This window comes from Streptomyces sp. NPDC055254 (assembly GCF_053606025.1).
This window is the reverse complement of sequence record NZ_JBSGQV010000002.1, coordinates 39,081-54,071: the sequence shown is the minus strand read 5'-3', so window position 1 is coordinate 54,071 and position 14,991 is coordinate 39,081. Positions and strand designations below refer to the sequence as shown.

General features: G+C 71.1%; 16 protein-coding genes. 4 read left to right on the top strand and 12 right to left on the bottom strand.

Translation table 11 applies throughout. The annotated features are described in order from the left end of the window. Window positions 1–5: 5 nt before the first annotated feature. From ACWFQ8_RS02450 to ACWFQ8_RS02410, 9 genes are all read right to left on the bottom strand, one after another. A complete protein-coding gene (locus ACWFQ8_RS02450) occupies window positions 6–734 on the bottom strand; it encodes a TetR family transcriptional regulator (RefSeq protein ID WP_453784341.1) in 729 nt (242 codons plus the stop codon). 11 nt (window positions 735–745) lie between these two features. Continuing rightward, window positions 746–1,171 carry a thiol-disulfide oxidoreductase DCC family protein gene (locus ACWFQ8_RS02445; RefSeq protein WP_453784340.1) on the bottom strand — a complete coding sequence of 142 codons (426 nt, stop codon included), beginning with the start codon at window positions 1,169–1,171 and terminating at the stop codon, window positions 746–748. Window positions 1,172–1,174: 3 nt separating this feature from the next. Next, entirely contained in the window at window positions 1,175–1,579 is a 405-nt protein-coding gene (locus ACWFQ8_RS02440) for a hypothetical protein (protein WP_453784339.1), read from the bottom strand. Window positions 1,580–1,722: 143 nt separating this feature from the next. Beyond that, window positions 1,723–2,268 (bottom strand): hypothetical protein, encoded by a 546-nt coding sequence (locus tag ACWFQ8_RS02435; RefSeq protein ID WP_453784338.1) that lies wholly within the window; start codon window positions 2,266–2,268, stop codon window positions 1,723–1,725. A gap of 184 nt (window positions 2,269–2,452) precedes the next feature. Then, entirely contained in the window at window positions 2,453–3,211 is a 759-nt protein-coding gene (locus ACWFQ8_RS02430) for a succinate dehydrogenase iron-sulfur subunit (protein WP_453784337.1), read from the bottom strand. Continuing rightward, entirely contained in the window at window positions 3,211–4,965 is a 1,755-nt protein-coding gene (gene sdhA, locus ACWFQ8_RS02425; RefSeq protein WP_453784336.1) for a succinate dehydrogenase flavoprotein subunit, read from the bottom strand. Before sdhA ends, ACWFQ8_RS02430 begins: the two co-directional genes overlap by 1 nt. A 23-nt stretch (window positions 4,966–4,988) precedes the next feature. Next, window positions 4,989–5,471 carry a succinate dehydrogenase hydrophobic membrane anchor subunit gene (locus tag ACWFQ8_RS02420; protein ID WP_384534633.1) on the bottom strand — a complete coding sequence of 161 codons (483 nt, stop codon included), beginning with the start codon at window positions 5,469–5,471 and terminating at the stop codon, window positions 4,989–4,991. A 5-nt stretch (window positions 5,472–5,476) separates the two neighbouring features. Next, window positions 5,477–5,857, bottom strand: a complete 381-nt coding sequence (gene sdhC, locus ACWFQ8_RS02415; protein ID WP_384534635.1) for a succinate dehydrogenase, cytochrome b556 subunit — start codon at window positions 5,855–5,857, stop codon at window positions 5,477–5,479. A gap of 152 nt (window positions 5,858–6,009) precedes the next feature. Beyond that, complete coding sequence (locus ACWFQ8_RS02410) at window positions 6,010–6,639, bottom strand: 2-oxo-4-hydroxy-4-carboxy-5-ureidoimidazoline decarboxylase (RefSeq protein ID WP_453784335.1); 630 nt, start codon at window positions 6,637–6,639, stop codon at window positions 6,010–6,012. Window positions 6,640–7,100: 461 nt separating this feature from the next. On the opposite strand from ACWFQ8_RS02410, the gene ACWFQ8_RS02405 reads away from it, so the two are divergent. Together ACWFQ8_RS02405 and ACWFQ8_RS02400 are read left to right on the top strand one after the other, a co-directional pair. Continuing rightward, complete coding sequence (locus ACWFQ8_RS02405) at window positions 7,101–7,853, top strand: RNA polymerase sigma factor (protein ID WP_453784613.1); 753 nt, start codon at window positions 7,101–7,103, stop codon at window positions 7,851–7,853. Next, the gene (locus ACWFQ8_RS02400) at window positions 7,853–8,887 is read left to right on the top strand and encodes a hypothetical protein (RefSeq protein ID WP_453784334.1); all 1,035 of its coding nucleotides are present in this window, start codon (window positions 7,853–7,855) and stop codon (window positions 8,885–8,887) included. The genes ACWFQ8_RS02405 and ACWFQ8_RS02400 overlap by 1 nt, the downstream gene beginning before the upstream one ends. 217 nt (window positions 8,888–9,104) lie before the next feature. Here the strand turns inward: ACWFQ8_RS02400 and ACWFQ8_RS02395 are convergent, their stop codons facing one another. After that, window positions 9,105–9,989 (bottom strand): L,D-transpeptidase family protein, encoded by an 885-nt coding sequence (locus ACWFQ8_RS02395; protein WP_453784333.1) that lies wholly within the window; start codon window positions 9,987–9,989, stop codon window positions 9,105–9,107. 177 nt (window positions 9,990–10,166) lie between these two features. Between ACWFQ8_RS02395 and ACWFQ8_RS02390 the strand changes: the two genes are divergently transcribed. Both ACWFQ8_RS02390 and leuE read left to right on the top strand, forming a co-directional pair. Continuing rightward, complete coding sequence (locus tag ACWFQ8_RS02390) at window positions 10,167–11,747, top strand: acyl-CoA mutase large subunit family protein (protein ID WP_453784332.1); 1,581 nt, start codon at window positions 10,167–10,169, stop codon at window positions 11,745–11,747. Window positions 11,748–11,792: 45 nt separating this feature from the next. Further along, a complete protein-coding gene (gene leuE, locus ACWFQ8_RS02385) occupies window positions 11,793–12,446 on the top strand; it encodes a leucine efflux protein LeuE (RefSeq protein WP_453784331.1) in 654 nt (217 codons plus the stop codon). On the opposite strand, the gene ACWFQ8_RS02380 is transcribed toward leuE, so the two are convergent. Both ACWFQ8_RS02380 and ACWFQ8_RS02375 read right to left on the bottom strand, forming a co-directional pair. Then, entirely contained in the window at window positions 12,439–13,872 is a 1,434-nt protein-coding gene (locus ACWFQ8_RS02380; RefSeq protein ID WP_453784330.1) for a polysialyltransferase family glycosyltransferase, read from the bottom strand. The two genes, leuE and ACWFQ8_RS02380, sit on opposite strands and share 8 nt — an antisense overlap. Next, window positions 13,872–14,882, bottom strand: a complete 1,011-nt coding sequence (locus ACWFQ8_RS02375; RefSeq protein ID WP_453784329.1) for a glycosyltransferase family 2 protein — start codon at window positions 14,880–14,882, stop codon at window positions 13,872–13,874. Before ACWFQ8_RS02375 ends, ACWFQ8_RS02380 begins: the two co-directional genes overlap by 1 nt. Between the last annotated feature and the right edge of the window lie 109 nt (window positions 14,883–14,991).

Here is a 14,991-nt window from a genome sequence, read left to right as displayed (position 1 = left end):
TGCCGTCAGACGGGGTCCGGGTCCGGGGCCGAGGCCTTCTTGCGGGAGGTCGTCGCCTGGGCCATGCCCGGCAGGAAGTCCGCGAACAGCTCGTGCACTTCCCGCACCAGCGGCCGCAGCACCCGGAACCGGGCCAGGACGATGCCGCGCGTCGTCAGCTGCGCACCGCGCTCGGCGAGCCGCCGCGTCTTCTCGCTGTTCGGCGACCGGTCGAAGACCCAGTACAGGACCAGGCCCATCTGCGAGAGCCACATCAGCTCGGGCAGTACGTCGGCCAATTCGGCCGGCACCTTGGTCTTCGCGCCCGCCAGCACCTCGCGGTGGATGGCGATGGCGGCCTGGCGCGCCGGTTCCGACTCGGGGGAGAAGGGGCTGAGCGGACTCTCCGGGTCCGCGGCGTTCTTGAAGAACTGCGAGGCGAACTCGTGGTAGGGGGCGGCGATGTCCATCCAGCTCGTGAGCACACCCGCGAGTCGCTTCTGAAGGTCGCTCTCGTGGTCGAGGATGGGCCTGACCGCTGCCTGGTGGGCGGCGCCGATCCGGTCGTAGAACCCCTGGACCAGGTGTTCCTTCGACTCGAAGTAGTAGTAGGCGTTGCCGACCGAGACGCCGGCCTCCTTCGCGATACCCCGCATCGTCGTCTTGTCGAAACCGCGCTCCTGGAAGAGGCGGAGCGCGGTTTCGAGGATGAGCGTGCGGGTCTGCTCGCTCTTGGGAGCCTTCTGATCAGTCACGGTGCACGAGCCTATCCGGGCACGGAGCACTGGTCGTCACAGGCCGGTGCTTGCGGGCCCTGGGGGTGATCCCCGGTCCGCACCGCCTGCCGCCACTTCGCGGCGGTGTGCATCGCGGCCCGGGCGAAGGGCCGTCCGGCGGGCGTGGCGAGCCAGTTGGCCTTCGGCCGGTGCTCGACCAGGGCCCACAGGCACATGATGAAGGCGTCGGTCCCGGTCCACACCTGCCCGGAGTCCCCGATGACGGTGATCTCCTTGAGCGTCGAGGCGGGGTCGAGCCCGGGGAACCGCCGCCGCGCCTCGTACGACGCGGCGGGGACCAGGGTGAGCGGGACCAGCCACGGCTGTCCGATCAGCCAGTGCCGGATGTGCACGCACAGCGGGCAGTGGGCGTCGTAGAGGACGGTCAGTCCTTTGACCGCTGCCGGGGAGGTCATCGCTCAGGCCCCGGCCGGCACGGTCCAGCCCTGGGGAGCGACCGGCGGGGTCTGCCGGCGCTCCATGATGCCCCGGCGGCGCATCCGGTTCAGCACCCAGACGTTGCCGAGGTGCATGACCCCGAGGACCAGCAGGACGACGCCGAGCTTGACCGACAGGGTCTCGAAGAGGTCGCGGGCCTTGACGATGTCCTCGCCCGAGCGGAGGTAGAGCGTCACGAAGCCGATGTTGACGAGGTAGAAGCCGACCACCAGGAGCTGGTTGACGGCGTCGGCGAGCTTCTCGTTCCCCTGGAGGACGTCGCCGATGAAGACCCGGCCGTTGCGGCTGAGGGTGCGGGCCACCCAAGCGGTGAGGCCGATGCTGATGAGCAGGTAGATGACGTACGCGACCACGGTGAGATCCATTGTCCCCAGCCCTCTTGAACGTGTTCAACTGCTGACGTCGTTGACTCTAGGGCCATTTTTGAACAAGTTCAAGCGAAGGGCGCGGGGTGCCGCCGACGGCCGGCGCGGGGGCGACGAGCGCCGCCCGCACGGGCGGCGGAGGGTCAGAGGCTGAGCGAGCGGGCGTAGTTGATCTGCGTCATCACCCAGGCGTACGTGTACGCGTCGACCGCCGGGATCATCGTGGAGTGGTGCCGGCCGCCGCTGGTGACGGTGATCTGGATGTAGCCGGTGGTGACCTTCTCCTTCATCAGCAGGAACAGCAGGCCGATGAGGCAGAACAGCGCGAAGACGATGGCCAGCACGATCGCGTGGGTCGGGATCTTCTCCTCGGTGCGCGAGAAGTCGGTCGCGTTCCACATGGCGCCCTTGAGCGGCATCGTGCCCGACGGGGTGATGATCTGGTCCCCGGCGATGGTGATGTCCCCGAGGGACAGCCCGGGGCCGGCGCCCGGCCCGGGCGCGTAGAAGGGGGCGGGAAGACCGGGGCCGCCGATGGTCGGCTGGTACGCCGGGGCTCCCGGGTAGGCCTGCGGGTACCCGTAACTGGGGTCGCCGGGGCCCCACCTGTAGTCGCCCTGGCCGGGCACGCCGGACTGGCCGCCCTGCCCGGGCTCGCTCGCGTACGGGTTGGGCTGCTGCTCGCTCATACGGCCGATCCTTCCACAGCGCCGCCGCCCGCCGTACGCCGGTCGCGCCGCCGTCCCCTCAACGAGCGTCCGTTCAGGGGCCGGTGGGGGCCGCGGGCGATCGCCGACACCACGGGGGGCGGGTACGCCGAAGGCCCCGCCCCCGCGGTGGTTGCCGGGGGCGGGGCCTTCGAAGGGGGCGGGATCAGAAGCGGCGCGTGATCAGGGCGCGCTTGACTTCCTGGATCGCCTTCGTGACCTCGATGCCGCGCGGGCACGCGTCGGTGCAGTTGAAGGTCGTGCGGCAGCGCCACACGCCGTCCTTGTCGTTCAGGATCTCCAGCCGCTGCTCGCCGGCCTCGTCGCGCGAGTCGAAGATGAAGCGGTGCGCGTTGACGATCGCCGCCGGGCCGAAGTACTGGCCGTCGTTCCAGAACACCGGGCACGAGGACGTGCACGCGGCGCACAGGATGCACTTGGTGGTGTCGTCGAAGCGCTCGCGGTCCTCGGCGGACTGCAGGCGCTCGCGCGTCGGCTCGTTGCCCTTGGTGACCAGGAACGGCATGACGTCCCGGTACGCCTGGAAGAAGGGCTCCATGTCGACGATGAGGTCCTTCATCACCGTGAGGCCCTTGATGGCCTCGACCGTGATGGGCTTCTCCGGGTTGATGTCCTTGATCAGCGTCTTGCAGGCGAGCCTGTTCTTGCCGTTGATCCGCATCGCGTCGGAGCCGCAGATGCCGTGCGCACAGGAGCGCCGGAAGGTCAGCGTGCCGTCGAGCTCCCACTTGATCTTGTGGAGACCGTCGAGCACGCGCTCCTTCGGGTCGATCTCGATCTGGAAGTCCTGCCACTGGGACTCGTCCGAGATCTCGGGGTTGAAGCGGCGGATCCGGAAGGTGACCGTGATGTACGGCGAGGCCGCGGCCGCCGCCTCCATCTTGTCCAGGGTCGGGGTAGCCATCAGTACTTACGCTCCATCGGCTGGTAGCGGGTCGTGACGACCGGCTTGTAGTCGAGCCGGATCGAGTCCGAGCCGTCGGCTCCGACCTCGCGGTACGCCATGGTGTGGCGCATGAAGTTGACGTCGTCGCGGTTCGGGTAGTCCTCGCGGTAGTGACCGCCGCGGGACTCCTTGCGCGCGAGCGCGGACACGGCCATGACCTCGGCCAGGTCGAGCAGGTTGCCCAGCTCGATGGCTTCCAGCAGGTCCGTGTTGAAGCGCTTGCCCTTGTCCTGGACGGACACGTTCTTGTAGCGCTCGCGCAACTCCGCGATCTTCTCGACCGCGGTCTTGATGGTCTGCTCCGTGCGGAACACCATCACGTTCGCGTCCATCGTCTCCTGGAGCTCCAGGCGCAGGTCGGCGACCCGCTCGTTCCCGGTCGAGCTGCGCAGCCGCTCGACCTGCTCCTCGACCAGGGAGGCCGGGTTCTCGGGGAGCTCGACGTAGTCGTTCTCCTGCGAGTACCTGGCCGCCGCGATGCCCGAGCGCTTGCCGAAGACGTTGATGTCCAGCAGCGAGTTGGTGCCCAGGCGGTTCGCGCCGTGCACCGACACGCACGCGACCTCGCCGGCCGCGTACAGGCCCGGGACGACGGTGGTGTTGTCGCGCAGGACTTCACCCTCGACGTTGGTCGGGATGCCGCCCATGGCGTAGTGCGCGGTGGGCTGGATCGGGATCGGGTCCGTGTACGGCTCGATGCCCAGGTAGGTGCGCGCGAACTCGGTGATGTCCGGGAGCTTGGCGTCGAGCTGCTCCGGCGGCAGGTGCGTCAGGTCCAGGTACACGTGGTCACCGGCCGGGCCGCAGCCGCGGCCCTCGCGGATCTCGGTGTAGATGGAGCGCGAGACGACGTCACGGGACGCGAGGTCCTTCATGACCGGCGCGTACTTCTCCATGAAGCGCTCGCCGTCCTTGTTGCGGAGGATGCCGCCCTCACCGCGGGCGCCCTCCGTCAGCAGGATGCCCATGCGCCAGATGCCCGTCGGGTGGAACTGGAAGAACTCCATGTCCTCCAGCGGCAGGCCGCGGCGGTAGCAGGCCGCCTGGCCGTCACCCGTGAGGGTGTGCGCGTTGGAGGTCACCTTGAAGAACTTGCCGGTGCCGCCGGAGGCGTAGATGACGGCCTTGGCCTGGAACACGTGGATCTCGCCGGTGGCGAGCTCGTACGCGACCACGCCGGCCGACTTCTTGACGCCGTCGACCTCGACGATGAGCTGGTCCAGGACGTAGAACTCGTTGAAGAACTCCACGCCCTCCTTGACGCAGTTCTGGTACAGCGTCTGGAGGATCATGTGACCGGTGCGGTCCGCGGCGTAGCAGGACCGGCGGACCGGCGCCTCGCCGTGGTTGCGCGAGTGGCCGCCGAAGCGGCGCTGGTCGATGGTGCCGTCCGGGGTGCGGTTGAACGGCAGGCCCATCTTCTCCAGGTCGAGGACGGCGTCGATGGCCTCCTTCGCCAGGATCTCGGCGGCGTCCTGGTCGACCAGGTAGTCACCGCCCTTGACCGTGTCGAAGGTGTGCCACTCCCAGTTGTCCTCTTCCACGTTGGCCAGCGCGGCGGCCATGCCGCCCTGCGCGGCGCCCGTGTGGGAGCGGGTGGGGTAGAGCTTCGTCAGCACGGCGGTGCGGCTGCGCTTCGTCGCCTCGATGGCGGCGCGCATGCCCGCGCCGCCCGCGCCGACGATGACGGTGTCGTACTTGTGGATCTTCATTGGTTTCGCCTCAGCCCCGTTGCCTAGCGGATGTTCGGGTCGAAGGTGAAGATCACCAGCGTGCCCAGAAGGATGGTGAACACCGTGGCGGTGTAGAGCAGGCCCTTCAGCCACAGCCGCGTGTTGGCACGCTCCGCGTAGTCGTTGATGACGGTGCGCAGGCCGTTGGCGCCGTGCAGCATCGCCAGCCACAGCATCAGCAGGTCCCAGATCTGCCAGAACGGGGACGCCCAGCGGCCGGCCACGAAGGCGAAGCCGATCTTGGAGACGCCGCCGTCGAGCACCAGCTGGATCAGCAGGTGGCCGATGACCAGGACGACGAGCACGATGCCCGACAGGCGCATGAAGAGCCACGCGGCCATCTCGAAGTTGCCGCGCGTCGAGCGCGGGGTCTTCGACGTCCGCTTGCGCGGGGCCTCGATGTACGGCGCCGGGTTGTCGGTGTCGTAGAGGCTCGCGCCTTCCACGTCACCGATGGCCTGGGCGGAAGAAGTGTCAGAAGACATACGTGTCACTTCCCGAACAGTTCGAGGTAGGCGTGGCCCAGGACGGGGTAGAGCGCCCCGACCATCAGCACGATCCAGATGCTCACGACGGTCCAGAGCATCTGCTTCTGGTAGCGCGGGCCCTTGGACCAGAAGTCCACTGCGATGACACGGAGACCGTTGAGCGCGTGGAACAGGATTGCGGCGACGAGGCCGTACTCCAGCAGCGCGACGATCGGAGTCTTGTAGGTAGCCACGACATCGTCGTACGCCTCGGGGGAGACGCGGACGAGTGCGGTGTCGAGGACGTGTACGAACAGGAAGAAGAAAATGAGGACGCCGGTGACTCGATGAGCCACCCAGGACCACATTCCTTCCCGGCCGCGGTACAACGTTCCAGCCGGCACGGAAAACCCTCCGGAAGCGGGGCGGGGGCCAGCCGGCTTCGTTGTCGGTCGGGCCCGGCCGGGTACGGTCCTCCGGCCCCGGACATCGTAGCGACGCTTTGTCGGTTCCTTCGCGCGGGGGCCATCGGTGTGATCAAACAGGCACGGACGGACTATCCCACAGGGGCGAATAGTCCGATTTCCGCCGCTGACGGTCCATCCGCCGAGGTCAGCCAGCGTGTCACATCGGCCAGTCTGGCCTGCGCGACGCGACGGAGCTCATCGGCGGAGATCGCGCGCTCCTCATCCACCTCGTGCCCCATGCGGCGCCGGATGGCGGCCAGCAGCTGGTCCGCCTGCTCCTCCGGCGGGTGTCCGTCCAGGCAGATCACGAAGGCGTGGCCGAATTTCCGTTCGTACTCGGCGTGCGCCGCGTCGAGGGCCAGCAGGGCGGCGTACGGGGCTCCGTGGTCCAGCTCCTCCGAGGACTCGCCGGCCAGCGCCTCCGACAGATCGGCCTGCGACAGGTCGTACGAGGCCTCGTCGGCGGCGGCGAGCAGCGCGCCGGTGTCGGGGTAGGGGCGGTGGACGGCCACCCGGTGCGCCCAGCGGCGGCTTCCGCAGCAGTGCAGCAGGACCGACCGGGCGGCTTCGGGGGACAGGGCGTTGAACCGCGCGAGTCCGGGGCCGTGCGAAGGGTCGGAGCCGCCGCGGGCCTGTGCCGGAAGGGGGCTGGACAGCAGGGGGCTCCTCGGGGCGTGGCGCGGGTGTACCCGCCACGCTATCGACGGGAGGCGGGGCATGTCGTACCCATGCCGGGATTTCACCCGGAAGTGAGCCGAAAGGATGACGCGGTGGCCGCGGACGCCGTGTGCGGCGGCGCAGAGGGGGAACGTACAGCGGGGACGCGGTACCGGCGCGGCGAGGGGCGCGAGGAGGGCGGCGAGAAACGCGCGGCGAGAAGGGCGGAGCGGAAGGCAGGGGAGGGGCCCGGGCGGGTGCCGGAGGCGGGAGGTGCGAGGGTGGGGGGAAGGGGGAGGACGACCGAGGCCGCCACCCCCCACAGGAGAGGCCCCGGTCGCCATCCGTCACGGGCTCGTGCGACAAGCCCGTACCCCTGTCAGCGCCCCGAGTGCGTTTTGTGTCACACCCCGCTCCGCGCAGGATTGGTTGCTCGTTGTACAACTCGTGGACGAGAGGTACTTGAAAGCCGTAACGTGCTGATTTGCGCCACACGTACAGGACAGTGAACGGGTTGGGGACTTTGCTGGGGGACGACGCGGAGCTGACCGCCGCGGTGCTCGCGGCACAGGACGGCGACGAGAACGCGTTCCGGACTGTGTACCGCGCCGTGCACCCACGCCTGCTCGGATACGTGCGCACTCTCGTCGGGGACGGCGACGCCGAGGACGTCACTTCCGAGGCCTGGCTGCAGATCGCCCGCGACCTCGACTCCTTCACCGGCGACGCCGACCGCTTCCGGGGCTGGGCCGCGCGCATCGCCCGCAACCGCGCCCTCGACCACATCCGCATGCGCGGCCGCCGGCCCGCCATCGGCGGCGACGAGACGGAGCTGACCGGGCGGGCCGCCGACTGCGACACCGCCGGCGAGGCCATGGAGGCCCTCTCCACCGGTAGGACCATGGCGCTGATCGCCCAGCTCCCGCAGGACCAGGCCGAGGCCGTCGTGCTGCGGGTCGTGGTCGGACTGGACGCCAAGAGCGCGGCCGAGACCCTCGGCAAGCGCCCCGGCGCCGTCCGGACCGCCGCGCACCGGGGCCTGAAGAGGCTGGCCGAGCTGCTCGGGGCGCAGGACGCGCAGGGCGACTTCGCGCCGGGTGTCGAGACCGACTCGGAAGGAGAAGCTCCGGTCGGCCATAATGCCGGTGGCCGGACTCGGGACGGCGGGGGCGGGAGGGATCTCGACGCCGTACCCGCGCAGCGTGGCCACGGCGGGGGCCTCGTAGAACAAACCGGTGTGACGCATTCACGTTGGCGGACGCAGAAGGACATGTGATGGCCGACGAGCGCGACAGGTGGCTGGACGGAGCCGCGGCGGACAAACTGCTGCGCGGCGAGCCGGTGGAACCTGTGGGCCCGGCCGCCGCTCCCCGCGCCCGGACCGAGGCCGCCCGGCTGCGCGCCGCGCTCGACGCCCTGGCCGGGCCGCCGCCGGCCTCCGGGGAACTGCCCGGGGAGGCCGCGGCCCTGGCCGCCTACCGCGCCTCCAGGCCCGCCGCGGCGCCCGTGCCGGCGGACATGCCCGCCGCGGCCGCACCCGCCGCACCCGCCGCGCCCCTGGTCGAGATCGGCCTCCTCATCCCCGCGCCCCGGCGCCGGCGTGCCGTGCGCTTCGGACTGGCGGCCGCCCTGGCGGGCGTCGCCGTCGGGGGGCTGGCCGCGGCGGCGGGAGCCGGACTGCTGGACGGGCCCCGGTACGACACCGCGGGACCGGGACCCGCGATGTCGGTCAGCGCCGACGGCGACCCGGCCCCGGCCGGCAGCGAGGACCCGGCCCTCGTCCCGCAGCCGAAGCCCGAGCCGCTGGTCGACGGCGCCACCCCGGGGGTCCCCGGTGACAGCCGGACCCCGGCCGCGACCGAGCGTACGTACACGGACCGGGAGGTCGCGGCGGGGGCCTCGGAGGGCGCCGCCGCCGCGGGCGGAACGGGCAAGGACGTCCAGGGCGGCAAGGACCACAAGGAGGGCCGGGACCAGCGGGAGGGCGCCCGCAACGGCCTGACGGACGGCACCGTCCGGGAACGCGAGCGGGACCGGGAGAACCGGCTGCGCGCGAGGATCCTGTGCGAGGACTACCGGGCGGGCCACCTCAACGACGACCGGCGCAAGCGCCTCTCGGACCTGGCCGGCGGCCGGGGGCGGATCGCGCACTTCTGCGAGGCGGTCCTGGACGGGGTGTCCGGCACCCGGGGCGACGTTCCGGGCGCGTCCGGGGGCTCGGGCTGGGAAACCGGAATCCTCCGGGCACCCACGCCCACGCCTTCGCCGGACCGGCAGCCGGACTCCGGGGCCGCGCGCGAGCGCCGCTGACACCCGCGGGGAAACACGGACCGACACACCCGCTGACACGCCTGTAACACTTTTCGAACCGGTGGCGCAGTACGTAGCGAGCCGACTGGTCATCGGCCGCGCATGAGCCGGGGTTCCCCCCGTACCTCTGGGCTCTGCGCAAACGGCGCGGGCGGGACACGTTCCCCCGGTCCCGCCCGCGCCCCTGACGTCCGACCCGTCACCGGGCCGATCGGCCTCACCAGTAGACGACGACCTTGTCGCCGACATTCACCTGGTCGAAGAGCGCCGACAGCTTGCCCTTGTCCCGGACGTTCACACAGCCGTGCGAGGCGCCGTTGTACCCGCGGGCCGCGAAGTCCGCCGAGTAGTGCACCGCCTGGCCGCCGCTGAAGAACATCGCGTACGGCATCGGCGTGTGGTAGATCGTCGACGTCCAGTCCTTGGCCTTCCAGCCCACGTTGAAGACGCCCTCGCGGGTCGGGGTGTTCTCCGACCCGAAGCGCACGTCCATGGTGGAGACGACCTTGCCGTCGATCATCCAGGCGAGGGTGCGGCTCTCCTTGCTGATGCACATGACCCGGCCCTCCATGCAGCGCGGGTCCGGGGCGTCGACCTCGATGACCGCCGGCGGGCGCAGCTCGTCGGCGGTGGGCTTCTTGGTCGCGGTCTGGATCTTCTTCCAGGTCGGTTCGTCGACCGAACCGGTGGCGCCCAGGCCGTTCTTCGACTGGAAGGTCTTCACGGCCGCCGTCGTCTTGGAACCGTAGAAGCCGGTCGGCGCGACCGACATCAGCTTGAGCTGCTTCAGGCGGGCCTGGAGCTCGCGGACCTGCTCGCTGTCGTCGCCGTTGGCCATGACCTGCTTCACCGTCGGCGAGGGCTTGACCGAGGCGGACGGCGAGGTGGAGGCGGAGGCGGACGGCGAAGCCGACGGCGAGGCGTCACCGGGCTTGGCGTCGGTGGACGGGGAGGCGGAAGGCGAGGCGTCCGCCGTGGGCGCGGACGGAGCCGCGGAGGAGGAGCCCGCGGACTCCGCCTTCTGCGGACCGCAGGCGGTCGCGGCGAGCGCGACGGCGGTGGCCACTCCGATCGTGCGGATTATGACTCTCTGGCGGTGCATGGGCAGTCCCCCGATTTCAGCGTCGTGTATGTAGGTGATGCCTGGCGCGCGTGGAGAGTTGCACGCGGCCCCGGGATGTTGCGCCATTGTGACCAGGGGGCGTTCGCACTCTTACGCAGCGGTGACTGGGGGAGGTTGTATCAGCCCCGGGCACCGCTCGCTCCACGGAGGTCACGTATGGCACGTACCGAAAGCGGAATCCCGATCGAACCCGTATACGGACCCGGGGACCTGACGGGGCGGGACCTGGCGGCAGAACTGGGCGAACCGGGAGAATTCCCCTATACCCGGGGCATCTACCCCACCATGTACGCCGGTCGGCCGTGGACCATGCGGCAGTACGCCGGCTTCGGCACCGCCGCCGAGTCCAACGCCCGGTACCGCGGGCTCATCGCGGGCGGTGGCACCGGACTGTCCGTCGCCTTCGACCTTCCGACCCAGATGGGCTACGACTCCGACGCCCCGCTCGCGCACGGGGAGGTGGGCAAGGTCGGGGTGGCGATCGACTCGCTCGACGACATGCGGGTCCTGTTCGACGGGATCCCGCTCGACCGGGTCTCCACCTCGATGACCATCAACGCGCCCGCCGCGCTGCTCCTGCTGCTCTACCAGCTGGTCGCCGAGGAACGGGGCGTCACGGGCGGTCAGCTCACCGGGACCGTCCAGAACGACGTGCTCAAGGAGTACATCGCGCGCGGGACGTACATCTTCCCGCCCGGGCCCTCCCTGCGGCTCACGGCCGACACCTTCCGCTACTGCCGCGCCGAGACGCCCCGGTGGAACACCATCTCCATCTCGGGCTACCACATGGCCGAGGCGGGGGCCTCACCCGTGCAGGAGGTGGCCTTCACCCTCGCCGACGGCATCGCGTACGTCCGTACCGCGCTGGCCGCCGGGATGTCGGTCGACGAGTTCGCCCCCCGGCTCTCCTTCTTCTTCGTCGCCCGCACCACCCTGCTGGAGGAGGTCGCGAAGTTCCGCGCGGCGCGGCGGATCTGGGCCCGCGTCATGCGCGAGGAGTTCGGCGCCCGGGACCCGAAGTCGCTGATGCTGCGCTTCCACACCCAGACCGCGGGGGTCCAGCTGACCGCGCAGCAACCGGAGCTCAATCTCGTACGGGTGGCCGTGCAGGCGCTGGCCGCCGTACTGGGCGGCACGCAGTCGCTGCACACCAACTCCTTCGACGAGGCGATCGCCCTGCCGACGGAGAAGTCGGCCCGGCTCGCCCTGCGCACCCAGCAGGTCCTCGCGCACGAGACGGACGTGCCGCACACCGCGGATCCGTTCGCGGGGTCGTACGCGGTCGAGCGGATGACCGATGACCTGGAGGCGGCCGCCCTCGCGCTGATGCGGCGCGTCGAGGACCGGGGCGGCGCGGTGGCGGCCATCGAGGCCGGGTTCCAGAAGGAGGAGATCGAGCGGAACGCCTACCGCATCGCGCGGGAGACGGAGAGCGGGCAGCGGGTGGTGGTCGGGGTCAACCGCTTCGCGCTGGAGCGGGAGGAACGGTACGAGCCGCTGCGGGTGGACCCGGAGATCGAGGCGCGCCAGTGCGAGGCGCTGGCCCGGCTGCGGGCGGAGCGCGACGGGGCCGCGGTGAACCGGGCACTGGACGCGCTGCGCGGGGCGGCGGCCGGGACGGAGAACGTGCTGTACCCGATGAAGGAGGCGCTGCGGGCGCGGGCCACGATCGGGGAGGTGTGCGACGCGCTGCGGGAGGTCTGGGGGACGTACGTGCCCGCTGATTCCACATGGTGAATATCACTCCCATGACAGGTGCGACGATATGGGACACTCCTGCCCATGCTGGGTGTGACCGATCTTCCGACGTATCTCGCCGGCCTGGTGCTGATCATTCTTCTGCCGGGTCCGAACTCCCTCTACGTGCTGTCCGTCGCCGCCCGCCGCGGGGTGAAGGAGGGCTACAAGGCCGCCTCCGGGGTCTTCACCGGGGACGCGGTCCTGATGGTGCTGACCGCCCTCGGCGCGGGCGCGCTGCTCCAGGCGAGCCCGCTGCTGTTCACCGTGGTCAAGTTCCTCGGCGCCGGGTACCTGGCCTGGCTGGCCGTCGGGATGATGCGGGCCGCGCGGGCCATGTGGCGCGACCGCGCGGCGCGGCGCGAGGAACTGCTGACCGGCGAGGAGCCGGCCGGCGGCGGCCCCGAGCGGCCCTACCGGCGGGCGCTGGTGGTGAGCCTGTGCAACCCGAAGGCGATCCTGTTCCTGCTGTCCTTCTTCGTGCAGTTCGTCGACCCGGGCTACGCGTACCCGGCGCTGTCGTTCCTGCTGCTGGGCGCGCTCACCCAGCTGGCCAGCTTCCTGTACCTGTCGACGCTGATCTTCACCGGCACCCGGCTGTCCGCCGCCTTCCGGCGCCGCAAGCGGCTGTCCGCCGGGGCCACCTCGGCGGCGGGCGTGCTCTTCCTGGGCTTCGCGGCCAAGCTCGCCGTCAGTTGAGGACCCGGCGCAGCCGCCGTGCCACCCGGCGCACCGCGCGGCTGCGGGGCAGGAACGCCAGCGGTGCCGGTACGCCGCCCGGCAGGCCCAGCGCGGTCAGCCGGCGGCGGGTGAAGTACCGCCAGGTGCGGGGGGTGAGACGGCGCGCCAGGTAGGCCTCGGCCACCGCCCGGCGCGCGGCCAGGATCTGCGGCTGCATCGTGAACCCGACCGCCGTGAGGAGCTCGGCCGTCTCCGCGCGGACGGTCCCGGGGTCGGGCGCGGTCCAGGAGCGGACGGCGTCCGCGTCCGCCAGGTCGGGGAGCAGCGCGTCCACCAGCGCCAGCGGGACCCGGTTGCTGTTCGGGTACGGGGCCAGGGCGGCCAGGACCGCGTCCGTACCGGTCCGGGCCACCGGGAGCCCGTACAGGGTGGCGGCGGTCAGCAGGCCCGTGGAGAAGCAGCCGACGACCAGTGCCGGGCGCAGCCGCTGGTAGAGGGTCTCGGCCAGCACCGGGGCGGTCACCACCGTCAGCCGGGCGCCGAGCCGTCCGGCCTCCTCCAGCGCCGGGCGCCAGTACGCGGCCGGGGCGCTGGGGTGCGGCTTGAAGACCAGCTCCCGGTGGCCCAGGGCGTACGCGCCCCGGACCATGGCCACGTGGAGCTCCTCCTCCTGGGCCGGGGTCATGAGGTCGAGCGCCGCGAGGTACTGGCCGAGGAGGAGCGCGGGCGCCTCGTCCGCCGGTGGCGCCGCTGCGGGGAACGTCCGCGCCGCGGGGGCCTGCGCCGGGGGCGCCAGCGTCCCGAGCAGGTCCGCGGGGGCGGCGTCCGTCAGTTCGGCGAGGACCTTGAGGAAGGACGGAGCCGGCACCGGCTGCGCCCGCACCCCGAACTCCGTCAGCAGGAGCGGCTCCAGCCCCGGGACCAGGTCGAGGTGGAGCACGCGACGCACCCGCATGCCGAGTTGCGGGTCGAGGCGGAAGCGGGTGGGCCCGTAGCTCATCAGCCCGTCGGCGTAGACGTCTACGGCCGCACCCGGGAAGAGCCGGCACAGGGTCTGCGCGGGCGGGACCTGGAGGGACTCCACGATCAGCTCGACCCGGTCCGCGCCCAGGCCCCACAGGGCGCGCAGCTGCCGCTCCCACAGTGGGACGTCCTCCGCGCGCGGGGCCCAGGTGCTCGGATGCTGCGGCTCGATGACCCGGTTCCAGTCGAGCACCTCGTCGAAGCGGCCGCGCAGGACGGCGAAGCCCGGCAGCTCCGCGAGCCCCGGCGTGACCTCGGCGGTCACGGCGTGGTTGCTCGTCAGCAGGATCCGGCGGCCGGCGGGCGGGAAGCTGCCCGCGTCGATGCCCGCCGCGAGCGTGGCGGCGCCGTAGAGGGTGGAGGCCAGGAAGATCTGGGTGGGCGCGGCGGTCGGAGCGGGCCGGGCGGGCTGGGACGGCATCAGGCCTTCGCCCCCGACGGGGTGCGGCGGGCGGGGACGGGACCCGGGGCGGTGCGGCGGCCGCCGCGCAGCCGGCGCAGCACCGTGGAGCGTTCGACGTCCATCGAGTCCAGGACCTGGTCCAGTACGGCCTGGGGCATGCGCCCGAGCGCGGCCGCGCTCATCGAACGGAGTTTCTTGGCCACGGCCGGTTCGAACCTTTCGATCGAGCCGAAATGATGCACGATAATCGCGCAGTATGTTCGTACTGCTTTCGGGATCAGAAGATCGAATTCACGGTCGGCGGCCACGTCCGACAGGACCTGGTCGAAGGCCCGGATGAAATCGAGCTGCCGTTCGTCCCCGATTTGCGTCAGTGAGGTGGAAACGCCGCGCCGGTAGAAGATTCCGGGCAATCCGACCGCGGCGAACGAGTGCGCCTCGCGGTGCAGGCGCCAGATCCAGGGCCGGTCCTCCGCCGTCCGCAGCCCGTCGGTGAAGTGCAGCAACCCCCGGTCGAGCAGCCGCCGGTGGTACATGCCGGCCCAGGCGTAGGGGTAGTCCACGGAACTGGCCCGGTCCACGGGCAGGATCGCCCCGCGCGGGTCGGCGACCACCGACTCCGGGCCGTAGGGCACCCGCTGCACGCTGCGCGACCGGCCGGTGCAGCGCACATGGTCGGTCCGGACGAAATCGCAGTTCAGGGCCTCGATGGCGGCCAAGGTCCGGGCCAGGTGGCCGGGTGCCAGCCAATCGTCCCCGTCCAGGAAGGCCAGGTACTCGCCCCGGGCCGCGTCCAGGCCGGTGTTGCGCGCCGTGGCCAGCCCGCCGTTGCGCCCGCGTCTGAGGTGCACCGCCCCGGGGATCTCGCGCGCCGCCCGCTCCAGCAGGTCGGGCGTCCCGTCCGTCGAGCAGTCGTCGACGAGCAGGAACTCGAAATCGTCCCGGGCGTTGAGTTCGAGACTCTTCAGGGCATCCGGTGCGTATGTCTGCACGTTGTAGAACGGCACGACGACAGAGAGCTTGGGCACCCGCGAGACGATAGGCCGCCACTCGTCATTCACCGTGGCCCGGACGCGTATTCCATGTGAACGGCGCGGGGCGGGCCCGTTAACCGGCACGGTTTCGCACGGAGTCGAC